Annotated in this window: 20 protein-coding genes and 1 pseudogene; 9 read left to right on the plus strand and 12 right to left on the minus strand. The window is 36.7% G+C overall.

What is annotated here, in order from left to right; genetic code table 11:
• The 3 genes from ABH966_RS04535 (at position 1) to ABH966_RS04545 (ending at position 3,799) form a co-directional block, all read left to right on the plus strand.
• Positions 1–2,370: an ABC transporter permease gene (locus ABH966_RS04535; protein ID WP_370076151.1), complete on the plus strand. Its 2,370-nt coding sequence runs from the start codon at positions 1–3 to the stop codon at positions 2,368–2,370.
• Between the two features lie 228 nt (positions 2,371–2,598).
• Positions 2,599–3,405, plus strand: coding sequence for a HipA domain-containing protein (locus ABH966_RS04540; RefSeq protein WP_370076153.1), 807 nt, complete (start codon positions 2,599–2,601; stop codon positions 3,403–3,405).
• Positions 3,398–3,799: a hypothetical protein gene (locus ABH966_RS04545; RefSeq protein ID WP_370076155.1), complete on the plus strand. Its 402-nt coding sequence runs from the start codon at positions 3,398–3,400 to the stop codon at positions 3,797–3,799. Before ABH966_RS04540 ends, ABH966_RS04545 begins: the two co-directional genes overlap by 8 nt.
• A 243-nt stretch (positions 3,800–4,042) precedes the next feature.
• Here the strand turns inward: ABH966_RS04545 and ABH966_RS04550 are convergent, their stop codons facing one another.
• The 3 genes and pseudogenes from ABH966_RS04550 to ABH966_RS04560 form a co-directional block, all read right to left on the minus strand.
• Positions 4,043–4,240, minus strand: a complete 198-nt coding sequence (locus ABH966_RS04550) for a helix-turn-helix transcriptional regulator (RefSeq protein WP_370076157.1) — start codon at positions 4,238–4,240, stop codon at positions 4,043–4,045.
• Positions 4,240–4,539: a DUF2178 domain-containing protein gene (locus tag ABH966_RS04555; RefSeq protein ID WP_370076159.1), complete on the minus strand. Its 300-nt coding sequence runs from the start codon at positions 4,537–4,539 to the stop codon at positions 4,240–4,242. Before ABH966_RS04555 ends, ABH966_RS04550 begins: the two co-directional genes overlap by 1 nt.
• 140 nt (positions 4,540–4,679) lie before the next feature.
• Positions 4,680–4,783: pseudogene (locus ABH966_RS04560) on the minus strand (2-thiouracil desulfurase family protein); the annotation flags it as partial.
• 231 nt (positions 4,784–5,014) lie between these two features.
• On the opposite strand from ABH966_RS04560, the gene ABH966_RS04565 reads away from it, so the two are divergent.
• The gene (locus ABH966_RS04565; protein WP_370076161.1) at positions 5,015–5,494 is read left to right on the plus strand and encodes an NUDIX hydrolase; all 480 of its coding nucleotides are present in this window, start codon (positions 5,015–5,017) and stop codon (positions 5,492–5,494) included.
• Between the two features lie 60 nt (positions 5,495–5,554).
• Here ABH966_RS04565 and ABH966_RS04570 read toward each other — a convergent pair whose 3' ends face one another.
• The 6 genes from ABH966_RS04570 to ABH966_RS04595 form a co-directional block, all read right to left on the minus strand.
• On the minus strand, positions 5,555–6,070 hold the full coding sequence (locus tag ABH966_RS04570) for a DUF6886 family protein (protein ID WP_370076163.1): 516 nt from the start codon (positions 6,068–6,070) through the stop codon (positions 5,555–5,557).
• A 447-nt stretch (positions 6,071–6,517) separates the two neighbouring features.
• Entirely contained in the window at positions 6,518–7,723 is a 1,206-nt protein-coding gene (locus ABH966_RS04575; protein WP_370076165.1) for a dihydrolipoamide acetyltransferase family protein, read from the minus strand.
• 12 nt (positions 7,724–7,735) lie between these two features.
• Complete coding sequence (locus tag ABH966_RS04580) at positions 7,736–8,713, minus strand: alpha-ketoacid dehydrogenase subunit beta (RefSeq protein ID WP_370076167.1); 978 nt, start codon at positions 8,711–8,713, stop codon at positions 7,736–7,738.
• Positions 8,713–9,810: a pyruvate dehydrogenase (acetyl-transferring) E1 component subunit alpha gene (gene pdhA / locus ABH966_RS04585; protein WP_370076169.1), complete on the minus strand. Its 1,098-nt coding sequence runs from the start codon at positions 9,808–9,810 to the stop codon at positions 8,713–8,715. Before pdhA ends, ABH966_RS04580 begins: the two co-directional genes overlap by 1 nt.
• A 122-nt stretch (positions 9,811–9,932) precedes the next feature.
• Positions 9,933–10,523, minus strand: a complete 591-nt coding sequence (locus ABH966_RS04590; RefSeq protein ID WP_370076171.1) for a TetR/AcrR family transcriptional regulator — start codon at positions 10,521–10,523, stop codon at positions 9,933–9,935.
• A gap of 273 nt (positions 10,524–10,796) precedes the next feature.
• The gene (locus ABH966_RS04595) at positions 10,797–11,999 is read right to left on the minus strand and encodes a YbfB/YjiJ family MFS transporter (protein ID WP_370076267.1); all 1,203 of its coding nucleotides are present in this window, start codon (positions 11,997–11,999) and stop codon (positions 10,797–10,799) included.
• A gap of 119 nt (positions 12,000–12,118) precedes the next feature.
• On the opposite strand from ABH966_RS04595, the gene ABH966_RS04600 reads away from it, so the two are divergent.
• The 5 genes from ABH966_RS04600 to ABH966_RS04620 all read left to right on the plus strand — a co-directional run bounded on the left by ABH966_RS04600 (position 12,119) and on the right by ABH966_RS04620 (position 17,081).
• Positions 12,119–13,009 carry a LysR family transcriptional regulator gene (locus tag ABH966_RS04600; protein WP_370076173.1) on the plus strand — a complete coding sequence of 297 codons (891 nt, stop codon included), beginning with the start codon at positions 12,119–12,121 and terminating at the stop codon, positions 13,007–13,009.
• Between the two features lie 471 nt (positions 13,010–13,480).
• Entirely contained in the window at positions 13,481–14,152 is a 672-nt protein-coding gene (locus ABH966_RS04605) for a CPBP family intramembrane glutamic endopeptidase (protein WP_370076175.1), read from the plus strand.
• Positions 14,153–14,357: 205 nt separating this feature from the next.
• Positions 14,358–14,798 (plus strand): hypothetical protein, encoded by a 441-nt coding sequence (locus tag ABH966_RS04610; protein ID WP_370076269.1) that lies wholly within the window; start codon positions 14,358–14,360, stop codon positions 14,796–14,798.
• A 177-nt stretch (positions 14,799–14,975) separates the two neighbouring features.
• Positions 14,976–16,097: an N-methyl-L-tryptophan oxidase gene (gene solA, locus ABH966_RS04615; protein WP_370076177.1), complete on the plus strand. Its 1,122-nt coding sequence runs from the start codon at positions 14,976–14,978 to the stop codon at positions 16,095–16,097.
• Positions 16,098–16,439: 342 nt separating this feature from the next.
• Positions 16,440–17,081 carry a response regulator transcription factor gene (locus ABH966_RS04620; protein ID WP_370076179.1) on the plus strand — a complete coding sequence of 214 codons (642 nt, stop codon included), beginning with the start codon at positions 16,440–16,442 and terminating at the stop codon, positions 17,079–17,081.
• 501 nt (positions 17,082–17,582) lie between these two features.
• On the opposite strand, the gene ABH966_RS04625 is transcribed toward ABH966_RS04620, so the two are convergent.
• The 3 genes from ABH966_RS04625 to ABH966_RS04635 form a co-directional block, all read right to left on the minus strand.
• The gene (locus tag ABH966_RS04625) at positions 17,583–19,562 is read right to left on the minus strand and encodes a hydantoinase B/oxoprolinase family protein (protein WP_370076181.1); all 1,980 of its coding nucleotides are present in this window, start codon (positions 19,560–19,562) and stop codon (positions 17,583–17,585) included.
• Positions 19,563–19,585: 23 nt separating this feature from the next.
• Positions 19,586–21,610 (minus strand): hydantoinase/oxoprolinase family protein, encoded by a 2,025-nt coding sequence (locus ABH966_RS04630; RefSeq protein WP_370076183.1) that lies wholly within the window; start codon positions 21,608–21,610, stop codon positions 19,586–19,588.
• Between the two features lie 244 nt (positions 21,611–21,854).
• Positions 21,855–23,252: an aldehyde dehydrogenase family protein gene (locus ABH966_RS04635; RefSeq protein ID WP_370076185.1), complete on the minus strand. Its 1,398-nt coding sequence runs from the start codon at positions 23,250–23,252 to the stop codon at positions 21,855–21,857.
• Between the last annotated feature and the right edge of the window lie 13 nt (positions 23,253–23,265).

Genomic DNA, 23,265 nt, shown 5'->3' on the forward strand with positions numbered 1-23,265 from the left:
ATGCACGCAATTATTACTCTTTGTTTTGCACATATCAAAAAAAGAAAAATCCAAAATGTACTATTAGCAATCCTAATTATGCTATCCACCCTTTTATTAGCTACCTCTGTAACAATTATTATGAATACAAACAATATTTTTGAAAAAATACATCATGATTCAAATGGGGCTCATCAAATTTTAACTATGGGTAAGGATATTCATAATCCAATCACTGTCAACATTTGGTGGCAAGAGCAACAAGGAGTTACTGCCTCTAATCCCATTCCTTATAGAAATTTATCTGGCTTCACAGCGAATGGTGTAGAAACGCAAAATCTCTTATTCATGATGAATACACCAAAAATGCCCTTCGCTATTGATCGATTACTATTTTCAGAGGGTGAAAATCAGGACTATCCTACTGAGGGAACGATTTGGATTCCCACATCGATGGCTTCTACTTCGAATATTTCACTTGGAGATGCTATTGAATTTAACACCGGCGAAAAAGCTTTTTCATTAAGCGTTTCTGGTATAGTTGTAGATTTGCCATATGGTGGACTCTTTTCAAATAATGCTCGTATTTGGATGAACGACTCTGACTATCATAAACAATTTGATACGATGATAGGATCTGAACAATATATGATGGCTCTTCGCTTTGATGATTATCAGCAAAGTACAAACTATTGGATAGAATTCGAAAAATTTTTAAACGGCCCCTACCTTGAATCAAAAATGGAATACGTGGATCTCTATTCGTTTAATTTAATTATTAATAAAATTATCGGATTTATCATGATTGCTTTTGGTGTAGCAATGTTATTCATTTCATTGTTTATTATTGGTTTTAGTATTTCAGATGCCATTTTAACGAACTATAAAACGATTGGTGTCATTAAATCTCTCGGACTTACTTCTCGAAAAATTAGTGCGACCTATGTTTTACAATTTGCTTTATTATCCGTGGTCTCGATTATTCCTGGCCTTATTGCCAGTACAATCCTTTCCAGAGTGATTATAGAAAGCTCTTTATCTTATTTAAAGTCCGGAAAACATTTAACGATTATTCAAGATTTTAGAATCACCATGCTACTTGCTGTCATAATCCTTGTCATTGTTATCCTTACTGCGTTCATTTACTCAAACAAAACACGCCACGTTGAACCAGTACAGGCAATTAAATACGGTATGTCAGAATTTGCAAACAGTAAATTGAATCGTCGTTTAAATAACTCTAATCGCCTTTCTAATTTTGTTAATTTGCAAATTGGCATTAAAAACATCACCAAAAATATGAAAAGTTCCATTCTTATTATTGTTCTTACAGCCATTACTTCTGCTATTTTAGTGTTTAGTGCAGTCATGCTTAATAGCTTTATTTCCATCAAGCAAAACACACCAGCATTTGGCTACGATTCATCACATGTTGTAGTAACGGTTTCTAATGAAGCAACATTTTCAAAACAACAGTTTGAACAATTTTTACGCTCAGATGAACGCATTAAAAATCACGCTTGGCTAGATCAATTTACAGGGGTTCTCCCTAATGAACCAAATCAACCGTTAAATATTAAAGTCGATACTCTTGAAGGTAGTTTTGATGCTGCTGGATACGAGACAATTTCTGGCCGTAATCCCGTAAATAAAAATGAAATAGCCATTGGCCTTAATGTCGCGAAGGCTTTACACAAAAATCTAGGGGACATCGTGGAAGTCTATATCGAAGGCAAGCAGCATCATTTGATTGTTACCGGTATCTATCAATCGATAGCAAATATGTCTAATTCAGCGAGAATTACCGCTGATGTTATCAAAGTTTATAATGCTACCTATTCTGCTTCAAAACAAAGTATGATCAATTTGGTAGATGAGACATTATCAGATCAAATCGTTGATGATTTAAACAATAATTTTAAAAGCTCTGTCTCAGCTGAAACACAACAAACATCATTAGATAATGTCTTTAAAGTAGTGGTCGCTATTTTAATAATCCCATTATCTGTTATCGGAATTTTATTTATCACTGTAACATTCATCATTATTTTTAGTGTTTCTAGAATAAATGTAAGAAAAGAAAGCGGAACTTACGGAATTTTTAAATCTATTGGTATGACCTCAAATACTATTAGATGGTCGATTACATCAGGAATTCTGTTTCTTTCATCACTAGGGACTATATTTGGGATTTTTATCGGTATTAAAGTAATACCCGTAGCTTTACAAAGTATTCTTTTAGAATACGGCTTACTTGAACTCCCCCTTGCGATAAACTGGCCAGTTAGTATTGGATTATCTCTTTTAAGTATTTTGGCCGCTTGTTTTGGTAGTTGGTTATCAACGAAAATAATCGCCAAAACCTCACCTCGAATTTTGCTCGTTGACTAAAAAATGCCCCCGATCTACTTAGGTAGTGGGGGCGATTATTTTCGTATAAGGATTGTCATTTTTAATTTATTCAATCCAACCTCCAACCGTTTCTTATAGATCATCCCAAAAAAGCCAAAGTTTAAAGAAGCGACAAACAATACTGGTTGGGCAATTTTCCGTGCGTTAAATGATGATAACATTATATAATAGAAGAAATTCAAACTAGATTAGATTGGATGTGATGACATGGAAACAATTCATATTCCTATCGATGCTGAACATATTATTAGTACCTCTAGTAAAGGGGATCAATCGAAATGGCGTATTGGCAACACGTGGGTCAAACAAAATGCACGAGGTTATGAGGGACAAGCAGAAGTATTAGCTTCCCTCATGCTTGAATGCTCAACTCTTGATCGCTCTAAATATGTCGTCTATCAGCCATGTATCATTCAGTTGGCTGACGGTGAACAATTTGATGGCTGCTATTCACTCGACTTTCGTGGTACAAAACAGGAAGTGACACTTGAGCGCTTGTTTGAAGCAAATTTCAGCTCTACTGACCCTATTACAAATAACAAAACACTTTCTACTAAAGAAAAATTCGAGCAGTTAATGGCACAGATTGAGCAGTATACAGGGCTCGTTGTACATCATCAGATTGCACAGCTATTCGCATTTGATGCCCTTATTCTAAATGAAGATCGGCATACAAATAACATTTTATTTTTATACGATCCAAAAGGAAAAACATGGGAGTTGGCACCTATTTTCGATAACGGGCTTAGCCTATTATCTGATGAAAAAGACTATCCACCTGGCAAACCTTTAACGATTTTAAAGCGAAAAGTAAAAGCAAAACCACTGAATTCATCTTTCACAAAACAACTTGCTCTTTATGAAGGACCACCCTTTATTGATAAGGAGAAATTAATAGCGACAATCGAACAATCACCGTACGATTTTGGACGTGCTAAGGACGTATTACTTTCACAGTTGCGTAATCCAGCTTTGAAACATTTATTCATAGAAGGAAGTGAAGCTATTGATTGATTACATGACTTTTGACGTGATGTGGATGGATGACATTATTGCAAATGTTGAGTTAAAACCGACTGATGGTGGCACACCATATGTCATTAACTATATTGAAGATTTTAACAAGCAATTTTCGCCGACGATGGAGGGGCATATTACCTTAGAAGAACTGGAACGTTGGCTAAAATGGCGAACCTTCCCCCCTACTCGGGTCAACGCAAAAGAATTACTGACTTCACTAGATATGCAAGCCTATAATCGTTGGGGCATCGTGCGTAAAACACATGGTGTAATGGCAGATGATGAGATTTGGATTCGATTTAAAGGCGAAACCCTCACACATCGGGATGTCTGCTTACGCAAGGATCTATACTATCCTGAGGAACCAAACTTTCTAGAATTTCAATAAGTTAACTGGGGTGATAAACCTCTTTAGTAAAATAAACCATTAAAAATTAAACGAGCTCTCAGACGTATTTTAAATCGAGTTGACGGGTGATTGCCCATCTTGATTCGTCTGGGAGCTCTTTAAGAAAACCTAGCATAAAACAGAGCCCTCATAGAATAGAGCAGTAAAAAGTATATGCCTATTGTTTTAAAAACGTGTATTTCAGAAAATTAATTTCAAAATACACGTTTTTTAATGCAACTTTTAATTTTCTTCAAAAATAAATAATTCGTTGACAGTAACCTGTAAAACAGATGCTAACTTAAAAGCTAAATGTAAAGTAGGATCATACTTTGCATTTTCAATAGCATTGACAGTTTGTCTTGAAACACCACAATATTTTGCAAGCTCATCTTGGGAAAGCTTTAATTGTTTGCGAACTTCTCTAATATTATTCTTCATTAGGCATACTTTCTTGAAAAGAATAATAAAGATACAAGATACACAATACATATGGTAAATAAGAAAATATACGGGCTCATTCCCAGATTAATTGCTTGCCCTGTAATACTGCGGTAAATATCTAAAATAATTTCAATGACTAAAAACCCAATAACAACACTGAAAGTATAAGTCATCGCTTTAGATTTAATATAATCTTGACGTTCATCTTGTCGTTTTGCGATAGAATACAGTGTAAAAATAATAATACCCATTGAGACTACAATCAAGCATAGAAATATAATAACAAAAATATTCATATCACTCACTCCTATTCTTAAAATGTAAAAAGTATTTGACACTCACAGTGTAATTCTTTTCCATTTCAATGTCAAACACTTTTTACATTTTCTCAGTGATGAATATAAAGATTTTCTTCCCTAAATAATCTTCCAAGGTAAACGGCCTTATTTTCTAACACAAGCAGTTGAACTTTTCATCTAAACTATCTGTTCCGTTATAACGTACCTTTAATCCTGCTAAGCAAGAACTTATCAAAATCATATGTGCACCTCTTTTTTAGCCATATCGTATAAGTAAAACTTTAGCCCATTAAAAGAGTCTGTCAATAGTTTTTACATGGCTTATGTTACTTCCTTGACCTACTCTATTATCTAATATTGATTTTTTAAAACCATTTTTTATAGGACAACCATTTCACTGGGTTGTGCTACTATTTTATTATCTATATTTTATTATGAATTCATTTCATCATTTAAAAAGGAGGAAAAAGACTTGGTTGAATTTACAATTTGTTTTCTTAAGAAAGGTGACCAAATATTATTGCTAAATAGGGATTTTCCAGAGTGGATGGGGGCTTGGAATGGTGTAGGTGGAAAGATTGAGAAAGATGAAACTCCACTGGCTGGTGCATTACGAGAAATTAAGGAAGAAACGGGCATTGTACTGAAGGATATTACATACAGAGGAAAAATAACATGGACCGATGGAATGACAGACTTTGGCTGTATGTACGCTTTTATTGCTGAATTACCGGAATCCTATCATTATGTGACACCGATTAAAGTTGCAGAAGGCATTTTAGATTGGAAAGATCTATCATGGATTTTCCATCCTAAAAATGTAGGAATAGCAGATTTAAAATATTACTTACCGCAAATGCTAGAAGAAACAGTTAACTATGAATACATATTTACATATAAAGATAGTGAATTGATTGATATAACGAGTACCCCATTAGTACTTACTGTCTAAATATATAACAAGCCTCGTAAACGCGACAGTAGCGTTTACGAGGCTTAGCTAATTATTTTCTTAGGGTTGCGCAAATCGCATTCTGCACATCGACCAATTCAATGTTGTTTTTTGAATTTCTTCATAGATGTTCCACAGCCTATCGACTACCCGTAATTCAACATTACGTTTAAACATCTCTTCAAATAAATTTGCTACTTCAAATTTAGCAATAGGATATTGTGTTGTTTCACTTGTATAATAACCAGCATTTTGATCCTGTAGTGTAAATTCGCGGATGTCAAACTCATATAAATAAAGTTTCGTATTTTTCATAGTCTCAAACCACTTGCTTTCAATTACGACAACATGTCCGCATGATGCTGATGCTATATAGGTCCGTTTATCCTGTTCGGTTGTATCGGTACCAATATGGTAGCAAACTCGCGGACAATTTCTAGGTGTTAAAAAATTAGGCAAGTATGTATCGTTGATTGCCCATACTAGACCTTTTTCTGGATCTAAATCTAGTCGATCAGGTAATCGTGGGTGAAATACTGTTATATCACTTTCCTCACTAACATGATAAATGCGCAAATGTTTCCCCTCCTTATTTTCTGAAATTCTGTATATTGATTCCAGCGTTTGACGTAACTGTTCTTGCCATACTACTTACTCATTTCAGTATAGCATTGTAACGTTACCTTTCTTGTGCATATTTATATTTTTCATTAACGGAAAAAAGAAATAAAGCCAGAAATCCCTAACCGGATTTCTGGCTTTTCTAATTTAAGGACTGGATTGAGTTTTGATAGGCAATGCATTGTCTAATGTGGTCTGTCGTTTAACAGTGATCTATCAGGACCCTGTTTGGCTTGCTAACGGACTTAGTAAAACAAAAATTGCTGCACCGACCATCGCTCCAAACAAGCTCATTTTCTTTTCCATCGTTATCCCCTCTTATTCCCTATGTGTCATAGAACGCTTGCATATAACACCCACAGAACAACAGAAATCGCTTTGGCTAGCATCTATCATTTTGAACTATAGTAAAAAACGTACAGGTTCCTCTAAATAGCCTGCCACACTACGCATAAATGCACCTACTGGCTCGCCATCAATAACACGATGATCAAATGTGCAAGACAGTGTCATGGAATGGCCAATTTGTATCGTATCTTCTACTACGATTGGCTCTTTCACAATTTTATGAAAGCCTAAGATTGCTACTTCAGGATAGTTAGTAATCGGCGTCGCAAATATCGCCCCGTCCTTTCCTGTACTAGAAATTGTAAAAGTACTACCTGTTAAATCTTCAACCGTTGCTTTTTTAGCAAGGACCCTTCCCAATAAGCTTTCTAGTTCTTCTGTAATTTCAAAAATACTTTTTTTATTTGCATGCTTTATCACTGGCACAAGTAGACCGTCTGAAGTAGCAACTGCAACACCAATATGAATATAAGGGAAAATCACAAGTGCTTTTTGATCTTCATCTACCTTGGCATTAAACTGCTCATGTTCCTGTAAAGCTGTCGCAACTGCCTTAATTAAAAAAGGTAAGTAAGTTAGTTTTTTGTCCTTCATTTCCGGCAGCTGTTGAACACTTTTCCTAAAAGCCACTAAATTCGTCACATTAATTTTTTCCATTCCGGTGCATAATACTGCTTTGGAAACGGCTTTTTGCATATTTTCAAAGATTGCTTTGCGTAAGCCACGAATAGGGATGATTTTATTTTCATTAGCTTCATCTTCACTATGTTTTGGCTTGTTTTGCACTAATGCTATCGCGGACGATGATTGTTTAGCATGTTCATCTAAATCACATCGCAACACCCGTCCGTTTGATCCACTTCCTTGTATTTCTTCAATATTAATGCCCATAGTGCGCGCTGCTTTTCTAACTGAAGGGGCCGCCTTCACCCTTCCTAATACCAAAAATTCAGTCTTTTCTTTCAGGATACTCTCCTCTTTTTTCTCTTCAAGCGGCTGTGTTTTCTGAGTTGGTGACGAATCTGAGATTTTACTAAATTGACAAAGCAGGCTACCTACCTTAATGGTATTTCCCTCCTCGCCTCCAAGCTCCTCAATCACCCCTGTAATTGGAGCTGTAATTTCTACTACGGCTTTATCTGTTTGAACCTCTACTAACGGCTCATTAATCGCTACTTTTTGCCCTTGCTTTACAAACCAGCCAACAATCTCAGCTTCATGTAAGCCTTCCCCTATATCAGGGAGTAAAAAATCATACATTACTATCCCTCCCTAATCTTTCATGACATTTTGTACTGCACTTACAATGCGCGCTACGGTTGGCATCCATTCTGCCTCAATGCTCGATACTGGGAACGGTGTATCATAACCTGTGACACGTAAAATCGGTGCGTGCATAGCATACATACAGTTTTCGGCAATAACTGCTGTGATTTCCGCCCCTACACCGCCTGTTTTTGCCGCTTCATGAACAACGACTAGTCTGCCAGTTTTATCTACCGACTGAATGATGGTTTCATAGTCAATAGGTGCGATTGTTCGTAAATCAATGATTTCCACAGACACACCCTGCCCTTGTAATTGCGCTACTGCCTGTTTAACCGTTACGACACTTGGACCATATGTAACGATGGTCACATGCTCCCCCTCTTGAACAATGGACGCCTTACCAATAGGCACTTCATAATATTCTTCTTGTACTTCCTCTTTTATCGTTCGGTATAGCTTCAACGGCTCTAAGAACAACACTGGGTCTGGATCTTTAATTGCCGCTGCGAGTAACCCTTTAGCATCGGAAGGCGTACTTGGCATGACTACCTTTAAACCTGGTGAGTGTAGAAACAATGCTTCTAAACTATCTGAATGTAATTCAGGTGCATGAATCCCTCCTCCGTACGGTGCTCTAACAACCAGTGGCACGGTAACTGTGCCTTCCGTTCGAGAACGAAGGCGTGCGGCCTGTCCTACCATTTGATCCATCGCCTCATAAATAAACCCTAAAAACTGTATCTCTGCTATTGGTTTAAGTCCTCTAGTGGCTAAACCTACTGCAGCTCCGATAATTGCAGACTCAGCAATCGGTGTATCAACTACACGCCTTTCTCCAAAACGTTCCATGAGCCCATCCGTCACACGGAAAACTCCTCCATTTTTTCCGATATCCTCACCGAGACAGAGGATTGTTTCATCATTTTCCATTGCTTGGGTTAAGCATGTATTGATTGCCTGTACTATTGTCATCTCCATCATTACACCTCTCCTCTTTCTTGCAATTGTCTTACTAAGTTTTGAGGCATTGTTTCATACGTTGCTCTTAGTACTTTTGGAATCGTGGTCTTATCGATTGTAAGTGCCTTTTCATAAGCTTTTAAAACGATTTCTTCGCAGTCATTTAACAGCTCCTCCTCTTGCCTCTCATCCCATAGCCCAGTAGTAATAATAAATTTTTTCATTCTTTCTATAGGATCATTTGTCAGCCATTGCTCAACTTCAGCTTGGTCTCTATATTTCGTAGGATCGTCTGCAGTTGTATGCGGTCCTTGGCGGAATGTAACAGCTTCAATCAGCACAGGCTCTCCATTTTTAGCTTTTTCTATAGCAAGCTTCGTTGCCTCATAAACTGCTAATACGTCATTGCCGTCTACTCTAATTCCTGTAATCCCATAAGCCAACGCCTTTTGTGCGATTGATTGGCTAGCGGTTTGTTTATGAATTGGATTACTAATTGCCCATTGATTGTTTTGAATAAAGAAAACCACTGGTAATTTATATACACCCGCAAAATTTAATGCTTCATGGAAATCGCCCTCAGAGGTACCTCCATCACCCATATAAGCAACCGAAACACTATCTTCCCCTTTATATTTACTAGCCCATGCTCCACCTACCGCATGTAAAAATTGCGCTCCAATAACGATTTGAATAGGAAAAATAGATAAATCAGTTAAATGCTGCCCAGCCATCTTACCCATTGTGTAACAAAAGAACTTATCGATAGGCATCCCGTGAACAAATGAAGCCGCAATATCACGGTAACTAGGATAAATCCAATCATTCGAATTCAATGCGTAAGCGCTTCCAACCTGTGCCGCTTCTTGCCCTCTAATTGGCGGATATGTTTTTATTTTACCTTGGCGTTGAAATTTCAATGCAATCCCATCAAAGATTCTTCCTTGTACCATATGTTTATACATTTCGATACATTGCTCATCTGTGGCAGTTCTTTTAAAGAAAGTTTCCGAAAGCGAACAATCTTCGTTCAAAACTGACGCGGTGTCAATTTTTAAACATGATTGATTTAACCACATTTCAACTCCGCCCTCTAAACATGACTGATTTAACCACATTTCAATTCCTCCCATATATCGTTTTTATAATTAATATCGTTATTTTAATTATAGGCAAGGAATCACCGTCACGTCATTAGCTAATTTTGTTTTTATTTAGCTTTTTTACACCTTAAACAGAATTATTTAAACAAACCAAATGTATACATCGTTGTCACATCACGTGCAATTTCCTCAATTGGAATGTCCGTTTTGCCCAAAATAATTTTCCATAAATACCGCTCTCCAATGTAATACAACGAACCCGCAATAACCTCCGCATGATAATTTTCATTGCGAATCAGCCCCAACTGTCGAACAATTTCTACGTTGGCAGACACCCTTTTAATAAATTGATCCGTGATTGATTCCCATTTCTCCTCAATTAACGGGGACACACCTTTTGCTTCATGAATCAATCTGAATATTTCCTTGTTTTCAACTGCCAAGGATAAGTAATTATATGTATTTTTAAACGTAAAATTAAAAGCCTCTTGCTTATTTTTCGGCGTATAATTTAGTTCTGCAATTTTATAGAATGGGCTCATGATATCCTCAACTAGAGTTGCCAAAACTTCCTCTTTCCCTAGGTTAAAATGAGAATAAATCGTCCCGTAACCTAGCTCTGCTTCCTTGGCAATTAACTTGATCGTCGTTTCCTTATATCCATTTGCTAAAAAAACATTTTTTGCCGCTACTAATATTTGTGCTTTTGTTCGCTCACGCTTATCCACCTAATATCCCCCCAAAATTTTCGTTTAACTAAACATAATGAAAAATTCCTTTTAAAGTCAACTTTTAGCTAATATTTATTCCAAAACCATCTATTTTACTAACCTTTCAATAAAAAAGTAAAATCCGCTGATTCTATTTCCTCATTCCCTCATAGAATAGTAATTACTTCTTTTGTGCACATTCTATTTTTTTATATCATGTAGATAGAGGTCGCCATCTTTAAGTAAAAACACAAGCCAGAAATCCCTAATCGGATTTCTGGCTTTTCTAATTTAAGAACTGGATTGAGTTTTGATAGGCAATACATTGTCTAAAGTGGACTGTCGTTTAACAGTGATCCATCTCCCACATAACATGACAATCAAGGCAAAAAAGACGATGACTCCTGCAAATACAAGAGCTGCTTTATAGCTACTATAAACTGCCACAAGCTGACCCGCGATAATTGGCCCTATAATTTGTCCAAAGGCATAAAATGTTGTTAACAATGATACTACTGGACCGCTTTGTGTTGGGAATAGCTGACGTGCATAAGACGTCGTTAACGTCACAATGCCTACAAATGTTAAGCCGAATAAAAATGACGATAATAATACGCTCCAAACTGTTTGTGAAAAGACTGGTAACAAGATGCCTAATACTTGCAATATATATGCGACAAACAATATTTTGATGGCAGAGAATTTTTCTAATAAAACAGTCCAAACAGGTGCCGACGGGATCGCCGCCACCCCAACAATGACCCAGCTATACGAAGAGTATGCTTGTAGTGAAGGAATATTATGAATGATATCCACTAAAAAAGTACCAGTGATAATATAGCCTAACCCTTCAAAGCCATATGCGACGATCAACCATGGCATAAAGCCCTTTGTCATTTTGGTATCAGAGGATTTTCCGGATTTCACACTATCCTGTACATGCAAATCTCGCCAAAGTATAAATGTTATCACTAAAAAAACAGCAGATAAAATCCCTAAGCCTATCCATGTACCTTGCCAAGCAAAACGTACTTCAATAGCAGGGACTAATAAACCTGAAATAGCAATTCCTAATCCGATACCACCAAATAAATAGCCTGACCATTTTGTAAGTGAATGCTTTGCTAAATAATCCATAACAACACTACATGTTAATACAAAAATAAGTCCCCCTGTAATGCCTGCAATCAGACGAAGCACAAGCCAAATACTATATATTTCAATGATTCCCATAAGAACAACAGAAAGGACATTCAAAACAACACTTAACAATAAAAAGTTTTTCTTTTGGCGATTGATAAATCCTGCCCACAAAGCGCCAATGAAATAGCCAATATAATTACTCGATGCCAAAAATCCTGCAACTTCAAACGAAAACCCAACATCATGACGCATAAATGGCAATATTGGCGTGAATGCAAAGCGGCTAATTCCCATTGCCACTACAAGTAATAGTACTCCTCCAAATAAAATTCCGATGTGCTGTCGATTCATCATGTCCCCCACCCCCTAAAAACTTTTTGTAATTAAAAGGATACAGAGTGAAAATTAATAAATCTAATATATAATTTATATAAAAGGATAAAAAATTCTTATAAGAGGTGGCATACATAATGAATTTACATGCTCTTAGATTATTCACAAAAGTTGCTGAGCTCAATAGTGTTTCTAAGGCAGCGCAAGCTCTAATGATTAGTCAACCTGCCGTTACCATTCAAATGAGAAATTTGGAAAAAGAACTAGGCTTAACGCTTTTAGAATCAAAAGGTCGAGGAATTACCTTAACACAAAACGGAGAATTTTTATTTAAACAGGCCCAGCGATTATTTGATTTAGAATTGGACATTGAAAATAAACTAGAGCAATTAAAAAACACAGGTAATGAAGAATTACAAATTGCTTCTACCCATGTTCCATCCCATTTCTTATTACCGAAATGGCTCGCAAAGTATAAACAAGCCTATCCGACAACTAATATCCACATAAAAACAGCTAATTCCCATCAGGTTATTGAAGAATTACTTCATTATAAAGCTGATATGGCTTTTATCGTAAAAGAGGATGGACATCATCCTGATATTAATTATCAATTTCTCATGAATCTCGATTATTGGTTTATCGTCCCATATGGTCATCCGCTGGCAGATCAGAAAGTGACATTAGCGGAATTAATGCAGCAGCCATTTGTTTCACGAGAAGATGGTAGCTCTACGAAAGAATATTTAAACGCTTTATGCAAGGTTCATAAAATCCCACCTCCAAGAGTAGGGCTACAATTGGACGGCATCAATGAATCTATTTATGCCATTGCTGCTGGATATGGTACGATGCTAGCTCCATCCATAGCAGCTTCTAGCTTTATTCAGCGACAGCAAGTAGCGCGAGTTTTTATAAAAGACATCGAAATTCAGCGCCCTATTTATCTTTGCACACGAAAAAATGAACAAAATACCTCTTCGACCTTTAATACTTTTAGTAACATCATCAATGACTCAATTTCATAACAGTCTGTTTTCAAAAGTTTGAACTGCACAAAATTACTGTGTTGCTAATCCCCAAGGAGTCGCCCAGCCTCCACTCCAATCAACCGCATCACATACATTTCAATAATGTCATCCACACCGTTTAATACATCTTCGGCTCATAGCAACAACTACTATAGTAGCCATTTGTTAAACAAAGTATTGGCTAGTACTAAATAGCATTTGTCAATGCACAACCTCCTATTGAGATTGTGCATTTTTTATTTAGGCTGTTTTCTCAAAGATTGTTGCTTTCAAAGGTTCGCCCTTTAGTCCGGTACCGTAAATTATTACCACCACGTATCTCCCTGCTCCAACTCCCTGCTATCAAAAACATAAGAAGAAAATTCGGGATTAATATCTTTTTTCAAATCAAAATAGGGTTTCTAAATCTATACTGAACTTCAATAATTAGGTATAATCGTAATAAAGAATTGTATTTTGGAGGTATAAATGGCATTGAAATTAAGTTTTGAAAATAAAGTGAAAAATAATGATGTAAAAACAATGATAGGGTTTCTACTCATTTTTTACTTTGTATGGTCAATCAAAGAATTATGGTTAATCGAATACATTTATTCGTTCGGTGAAATAATCTCGCCATTATTAGAGGCATTGGTTAAAGGTTTCGTTTGGATTGTTCCAACTTCGTTATACATAAAATATTATTTACATACTAATCCATTTGACTACTTAAAAATGAACGTTAATGTTAAGAAAGGTTTATTTTGGGGAGTAATTCTTTCACTGTTAGTTGGCTTATATTTTACTTCGGAAACTTATATAATTAATCAGCAATCATTTCAATTTTCATTATCCTTTGACGATTACCTTAATGGTTTTCTTATGGCAGGGCTTGCCGAAGAAATTGTTTTTAGGGGATTGATTTTACAAGAGATTAATAAAAAAATGACTTTTTGGAAAGCAAATATTATAACAGCTTTATTATTTTTAGTGGTTCACTATCCAATTTGGATTTACGATGAAAAAATCTTTCATTTTGGGACGCATTTATATGTTCTTTTTCTCGGCTTACTCTTTGGGTTTGTGTACAAAAAGACCGGTTCAATATGGTCGGTTATTATATTGCACGCCTTTCACAACTTTTTCGTAACCATTATTTAATGAATAAAACAAGTAATAAATTTTATTCACGTAACTGGGCCCTTCTAAAAGTAAGTTGAGACGCTTTTTTAATTAAGGGTTCTTTAGTTAAGGCTGTTTTCTCAAAGGTTGTTGCTTCTCGATTGGCTACCTTCTTCAACTAAAGCACTACACTACATTGAAGAAGCCTCTCACACCACTTATATTTTTCCCTATTTTACCATTCATGTTACAATCATCCTTAAAAGGAGGGGTGTTTTTGAAAAAGATAATTGGATTAAGTTCTATTCTATTCGCTGGTATCACATTATCCGGATGTTCAGATATAATAGAAGATCCCAATATTGAAATTGCTATTAAACGAGAAACTGGAAACGGAAGTATTGAATTATTAACACCAAAGATTACAACAAAAGATAATCAATTAGAATTTATGACTGAGGGAATTGATGAAAATAAAGTAACCTTTATTAATGTTGCCAATAAAACAGTATTTGAACAAAAAATAAAAAATGATGAATCCTACAAACTTAATATTATGGATATCAAAGATGCTCATAGGACGGACTACAAGCCCAAAGTTCAACTTTGGCAAACTATAGATGATACTGAAGATGGAGATATAGTAACCTTTAAACAAGTTAGATATACAGTTGAAAAAGATTAATTTTATAGTTTGATGAACAAAAATAAACCCAAATACTATCTTCTTCAACTAAAATAGAAGCAGTTAGTTGAATAGCAACAATCTTTACGAAAACAGCCTTTATTTAAAATATTTTCAGAAATTTCTGTCCCACCCTCTTTTATTTTGTTATACTAGAGCAAAAAAGTAGGGATTAAAATGATATACGACGTAATTGTAATTGGTGCAGGATCGATGGGGATGGCTGCAGGCTATAATTTAGCGAAAGCAGGCAAAAATGTCTTGATGCTTGATGCCTTTAACCCACCTCACGAAGAAGGTAGTCATCATGGAGAAACTAGAATTATTCGCTTTGCGTATGGTGAAGGAGCTAGCTATGTACCTTTTGTCAAAAGAGCGGGTGAGTTATGGAAAGAGCTTGAAACGTTAACGGATGAAGCCTTATTCTTACAAACAGGCGTAATAAATGTCGGTGAAGAAACCCATTCTTTTATTCAAAATGTAAAAACTAGTGCAGAGCTCTATGATTTAACATTAGAACAGTATTCTGCGACCGAGGCAATGGCGAAATGGCCTGGATTAGCCTTACCTGAAAACTTTGTTGCTTGCTTTGAGCCTACTGCTGGTGTCCTTCGTGTTGAAGCCTGCATTAACGCTTATAAAAAATTAGCCCTTGAGGCAGGAGCAACCTTACATACAAATGAAAAAGTGCAGAACATCAAAGCTGGAGACATTGTACGTGTTCAAACAGCAAATAATATATACGAGGCTAAACATTTAATTGTGACAGCTGGTGCTTGGGCAACTGAGTTACTACAAACAATGGACATCGCCATTCCTGTTACACCGACGCGAAAAACATTTGCATGGTTTGAGGCAGAGGAACAGCTTTATTGTGAAGATATTTTCCCGGCCTATTGTTTTGAATTTGCTGATTCCGCATACTATGGTTTTCCCAGTATTGATGGAGCTGGCCTAAAACTTGGCAGACATGATGGCGGTGAGGCTATCAATCCAAATGATCCGCTACGCCCATTCGACGAACAGGATACAATAGACTTACAAAACTTTATCGATCGTTTTATGCCTCAGCACGGTGCATTGAAATTCGGAAAAACATGCAAATATTCGATGACTCCAGATGAAGATTTCATTATTGATTTTTTACCTGAGCATCGAAATATTGTCATTGCAGCGGGCTTCTCAGGACATGGTTTTAAATTTAGTAGCGCGGTTGGTGAAGTTTTAGCTGATCTTACCCTACAAGGAAAGAGTAAACAGGACTTGTCTCTATTTAAACTAAATCGTTTTACGAAATAAAAAAATATCCAAAGGAATTTGTCTCAATAGTTAGTGAAGACAAATTCCTTTTTCTTAAGAACTAAATAAAACGGAGCTATATATAGAAGCAAAAAATCTGCTGTTGTAAAATCTAAGTCGCTTTACCCTTTCTGCATTACATAATAACCCTCTCAATTATCTACAATTTATACCCCCTTCTCTTTTAAGTACCTTGAAATATTCCGTTTTCAGTATATAAAACACTTCCCTCTTTAAATCTATGTATGGATTGTATCCCTTTCGAGACTGAAATTGGGTATAATGCATTATAAATAACATTTCATAAAAAATAGTCCATTTTGATTAAGGGAGGGTAATAAGTTGATAAATATTTTAGTAGTGGACAATCATGAAGCTGTTGGAGAAGGTATAAAATTATTATTAGAACAAGAGGTAGATTTCCATGTCACAGTTGTAAGAACTGGTGAGGAAACTTTGAATGCCCTCTCCCAACAAACATTTGATATATTTTTATTTGATGTAAACATGCCCTTTTTAAATGATCAAGGATTAGTAAAAAAAGTGGAACAATTAAATGCTGAAGCAATTAAAATTATCTACACAGGCTACGACATTGAACCTTTTTTCAATATTTTAATAGAATCAGATGTTTCTAGCTTTGTTAGCAAAACAGCCTCTAAGGAAAATCTTATTATGGCAATACGCTCCGCTCTAGATGGGAATGCCATGATACCAGTGAAATTATTACGACAATTAAAACTAGTAGAAAGCCAAAAGAACAAAATGGAAATAATGAATCAGTTCATTCAATATGACCTCAAAAAAAATGAACTAGCAGTGCTTAAATTAGTGGCTGCTGGTAAGACAAATAAACAAATAGCAGAAAATTTATTTGTTAGTTTGCGTACAGTCGAATATCGTTTAACAAAGATTTTCAAAAAACTACAAGTATATTCAAGAATAGAAGCTGTTGAAAAAATCAGAAAAATAGGCTTGTTATAAAAATAAGTAATCGAATGATCAACTGACTTTTCTATTCATAAAACCGCAAAAAAATACAGTGCTAACCATCAAAAATCTTGTGGTCATATTGTGGTTTATTTGTGGTTATGAAGTACAATCATGATAGAATGAATAAAAGTCATTGGTAAAAATTCGGGTTTATATTTGACTAAATAATAAAAAATATACCACCACTTTATGTTGCTTTGGGGTACACAAAAGTTTGTCTTACCTATAGAAAAAATTCATAACTCGAAAGGTTGCTCCGTAAGCTTATAGTGATTGGATTAGCTATGTTTCTTACATTGATAATTCAAAAAGTTTCAAGTAATACTGGAATAATAAACAACAACTCCTTAACTTTAGATTTTAAAGTTATGTAATAATAAGTATATGCATTACTGGATATTAAAAATTTGTATACCTTTATTTCGCAGAGAGAGTAGTGTGAACTACTCTCTTATTTATTTTACTCAATCAAATTGCGCTAGAACGGTTTAATTATCCCCAATATGCTAAAGAGCGTTTCTTCATCGCTTCTCGGTATTGCTCTGTGGAGATTGGCAATGCTGTATTTGTTTGATAATCCATAATGACACCATATTTTCGAACAACATCCATTTGATTAATTTCTCCTTTGTTATACATCTGCTCAACTTCTATTGGATCTGTTTCCAGCCATTTATGACGATTTTTTCGAATATAATCGCGTTCTTTTAATGTTGCAGCCATATCAATTTCGAAGGCATCTATATCACGGTCAATTTCATGGATGACTACGCCATAATCAAGTTTTGCTCGCTCAAGCGAAACATATTCATCTATCACGTCCTCTAAAACAGCGTTTACATCTCGTGCTAATGGGTCACCTAAGCCACCACCTCCTGCTGAGGGACGTGTAAAGGAATCTCCATTCTTCAACTCGACATTGGAGAAAATCGTGCCTAAAAATTTTTCATCCTCTTTATTTGGATTTAAAATTGCTCCCTGCGCGATAGAAGGTAGGCCGCCCATAATCCCCCATGTAATGGAGCGAGAACGATCACAGCAATAGGACATCACTGTTTGGTTTACATTCGTTAAAACGCCTCCCTTTTCTACACCACAGCCGCCACGGTATTTACCTGGACCAGCTGAATCTATCATTATTTCATGCTTCGTTGTAACAACTGGGGACAAACGCTCTTGCCCTTCACACGGCTGAACACTCAAACCTACCCCGAACACTGGTGAGGTTGTATTCGCGCCATCACGGTCAATACGTCCACCATGACCACCAGCCATCCAGTCATACCACATAAAATATTCACTACTATCTCTCCGCTGATCATATCCACCTATTAATAAATACTCTAAATTAAATGAACATGCGATCGCGCGTTCAGGCATAATATTCGACCATAATTCGAAGCAGGCATTCATAATTTTTTCAAACGCGCCTGAACAATAGCCAGAGACAGCTACTGGGCTAGGTGCATTGACGACAGAGTTTTCAGGAAGAAATATTTTCACAACACGATAAAATCCTGAGTTCAGCGGAATATCCGGGAAAAATGTTTTGGTTCCTGCATAAGTGCCAGAAAGTGCTGAGCCAAAGCCTGCATTTAAAAAACAGCTAATATAAGGATGTGAATCGCTTAAATCATAAGCTATTTCATCCTCCGTAATGGTCATTTTCACACGAATCGGGATGAGGCCATCTCCTACTTGCGGATCCATATCGATATAGTCCACTGTTTCCCATTGTCCTTTTGGTAAAGCTTTAATTTTCGCTCGCATTAATCTCTCTACATAGTTTTGAACTTCTTCAAAGGCTACTAGCACTGTATGAATGCCGTACTTTTCAATCATTTCTTGGAGCTGTTTCTCTCCAACTTTTGCCGCTTCCACTTGAGACCTTAAATCTCCTATACGTTCTTCTGGAATGCGCATATTCATGACAATAATCTTCACAACATCTGTTAAATATTGACCTTTACTATAAATGCGGACAGGTGGGATACGAAGCCCTTCCCCGTAGTGTTCCTTAGCTGTAATATCAAAGGAACCTGGATTAGAGCCACCGACATCTGCCCAGTGACCATTTGTTTGCATAAGTGCAATCAGTTTATCATCATGGAACACTGGTGAAATTACACGTACATCACTGAAATGTGTTCCTCCACGATAAGGATCATTTACTAAAAATACATCACCTGGATGAATGTCATCAGCGAAATCCTCTAAAACAGCTTTTGCAGTTAAATGTAATGTCCCTACATGTACGGAAATATCTTGCGTACCTTGCATAACGGTATTCCCCTGTGCATCACATAATGCACAGCTAAAGTCTCGATTATAAATGACAAACGAATAACATGTACGTAGCATTTGTTCAGCCATTTGATCGACTAAATTCACAAAACCGTTTTTTAACACTTCAAATGTTACTGGGTCTAGATTTTGGACCTTATGATGTGTCTCCAATTTCGTTGTACTCATAGCCAATTCCTCCTTATCGCGTATTAGTTCACCGTGATAATAATATTTTTATAGGCATCTACTTCCGCAGTAAACCCTGGTGGAATAACAGTCGTCGTATCTAGCTGATCGATAATGGCAGGACCAGCAAATTGTGTATAAACGGGTATTTTATCGCGATTATATACGTTTGTTTCAATATATTTACCCTCAAAATAAACAGGACGTGTTTCTTTAAAAGCATCTTCAAGTGAACCTTCAGAAACATATTGAGGGAAATTAGGTTTTGGTACTGTGCCTATAGCTGTTACACGTAAGCCAAATATTTCTATAGCTTGATCCTTATCAGAAAATGCAAATTCTCGTTCATGTTCTTGATGGAACGCTTCCAAAATAGCATCTAAGGAAGTGAATTGATCGGATACGAGAACAGCAAGAGATCTCCATTGTCCCTTATAACGAAGATCTATATAATTCGTTAATGACGATGTGTTCTCTGCTATTCCTTCCTCTTCTAATAATTCTCTTGCTTCTTCCCGCAATTCACTAAATTGATTTGTCAGTTCCTCTACACTTACTTCATCTAGTTTTTTTACATACGTTTTAGAAATATCATGGCGCACATCTACAAGTAGGCACCCCATTGCTGCTGCAACACCTGGATGCGTAGGAATAATGACTTTTGGGATATTTAAATCTTTTGCCAAATAGGCTCCGTGTAATGGTCCCGCACCACCAAAAGCTACAAGCGCGAAATCACGGGGATCATAGCCTCTCCGTACTGATATTAATCGAACTGCATCACTCATATTGGCATTTGCAACTTCTATAATGGCACTTGCCGCTTCCTCAACCGTTTGATCGAATGCATTGGCGATTTTGTTCACAGCCTCACTAGCTGCCTCTTTGTTTAACTGCATCGTTCCATCTAACAAATCCACACCTAGACGTCCTAACACTAAATTTGCATCTGAGTTAGTGGGCTCAGTGCCTCCTCGGCCATAGCAAGCTGGACCTGGTACTGCCCCTGCACTTTGTGGTCCATTTCGTAAAGAACCGCCTTCATCTTTCCAGGCGAGGCTACCTCCACCGGCTCCTATTGTTAATATTTCAATGCTAGGGAAACCAATTGGATAGCCATATTCTATCGACCAATCCTTTGTGATTCGAATATCTCCCTTATACATCAGTGAAATATCAGTACTTGTACCACCCATATCTAAGCCGATTGCATTGTCAAATCCGCATAACTTTGCGATATGCTTACTTGCAATTGCTCCAGCAGCTATCCCGGAACTTGCCAATCTAGCAGCATAGCGGGGTACTGTACTTGAAGTCATAACACCTCCACCAGAATGTAAAACTAATATTTCATCGTCATAACCTTTTTTCTGCATTTCAGTGCTTAACTTACTAATGTAATTACTCATAATTGGTCCAAGAACTGCATTGATAATAGTTGTACTCATACGCTCATGCTCAAAAATTTCCGGAAGCACCTCGCTGGAAATACAAACATAGACATCCGGTAATTCCTCTTTTAAAATTCCTTTGACTTTCGCCTCATTTTCCCCGTTCACATAGGCATTAATGAAACTCACGGCAATGGATTCTGTTCCTCGACGTTTTAATTTTTTTGCTAATAAACGAATTTCCTCTTCATCAATAGCTTGAAGAATATTTCCTTCATAATCTATTCGTTCTGTCACTTCAAATCGATCACGTCGTTGAATATAGGGCCTCGCAGTATCTTTATACGTATCCCAAATATCTTCTTTCGTCCCTCGTCGGATTTCGATGACATCTCTAAAGCCCTTTGTCGTAATAAGAGCTGTTTTTGGCAGCTTGCGCTCAATTAACGCATTCGTTCCAACTGTTGTACCATGAGAAAAAATTTTAATATCCTTGCCATTTAATTCTGCTTTTGCTACTCCATTTAAAATTCCTTGCTCTGGATTTGAAGGTGTAGACGACGTTTTTGTAACAAATACTTCTCCCGTCTCTTCATTAAAAACAAATACATCCGTAAACGTTCCACCGACATCAATTGCTAAACGACTTTGTGCCATAGCTCTACCTTCTTTCGTTTAATAAATTTTAAAAAGGCAAAAACGCCTTTGCGGTTGTTCACATCGTGTTACTTTGCTTTCATCAAAACGTATTTTTGAGTATAAAGTTAATGCCTCGAGCGGATGCCCCAGATTTTTTTATGTTATCGCGTACAATTCAAGAAAAATCTGGGTCATTACACCGAGGCATATGTGACATTTATTTTTTTGTCTTCTATTTTAAATTTCTTGCATGATAAACTTTTTACTCACTTTTTGTGCTAATCGTAATTGTTTTAAACGTTGTAAAGAACTCTTTCGCTGCCTGCCCCTGTTCACGGGCACCGGTACTTGAGTTTTTCATTCCTCCAAACGGTGCTTGAGGCTCTGCTCCACCCGTTTCATCATTAACCTGCACAAGTCCTACTTCACTACGGTTAATAAAATCAAATGCTTTCGGAATGTTATTAGTATAAATAGAAGCACTCAATCCAAAATTAGAATCATTCGATAATCGAATCGCTTCTTCATAATCTTTTACTTTGATGACCGCTAAAACTGGTCCAAAAATCTCTTCATGGGCAATCGACATCTCATGAGTTACATTCGTAAAAATTGTTGGGTCAATATAGTATCCTTCTAATATACCTTTTGTAGGACCACCGCCAAATACTAGCTCTGCTCCCTCAACTTTTGCTTTCTCAATGGCGGATAATATGGAATCATATTGTCCTTTAGATGACACAGGTCCCATCGTGACACCAACTTCAATTTTTTTGGCTTCCTCAATTAACTGCTCTACTACCTTTTCATAAACCGCTTCCTCAATGTAAACTCGACTAGTTGCTGTACAACGCTGTCCAGTCTGCTTCATTGCACCATCAATCGTTAGTTTTGCAGCTTGATTGATATTGGCATCAGCTAAAATGATCGCTGCATTTTTCCCTCCAAGTTCAAGCTGAATTTTTTTATTAGTCGATCCAGCAGTATCTAAAATACTTTGCCCTACACTATTTGAGCCTGTAAATGTAATCGCCTTTACTTCTGATGCCTCCAATAATACCTGCCCCACCTTTGAACCGCGACCTTGTACGACATTTAATACGTTTTTTGGTAAACCTGCTTGTTGAAATAGTTCTCCAATCAATTCACCAGTTAAAGCGCTTTCAATAGAAGGCTTCCAAACAACCGTATTGCCGTACACTAATGCAGGTGCAATTTTCCATAGAGGAATAGCTACAGGGAAATTCCAAGGAGTTATGGCAGCAACGACACCAAGTGGTACCCGTATTGTGTACAATAATTTCGCTTCATTGGCAGAAGGTAACACTTCACCTGTTGCCCGCATTCCTTCTTGTGCAAAATAACGTAAAATGGAAGCGCCACGTTTAACTTCACCAAGCATTTCATTTTTCGTTTTACCCATTTCACTCGAAGCTATTTCAGCTACTCTATCAATATTTTTCTCAAGCAAGTCTGCTGTCACGCGTAAAATTTCTCCACGCGCAACAGAAGACGTATTTTTCCAACCTTCAAATGCTTCCTGAGCTGCAACGATAACGTCTTTCGTTTCATCTATAGTCAAAAGCTCAACTTTGCCAATACATTGAGATGGTTTCGCTGGATTAAATTGTTCTCGTATTTCTCTAACGATAGTTGTCATAAAACTCCTCCTT

Source organism: Lysinibacillus sp. RC46, assembly GCF_041262385.1.
Lineage (GTDB): Bacteria > Bacillota > Bacilli > Bacillales_A > Planococcaceae > Lysinibacillus.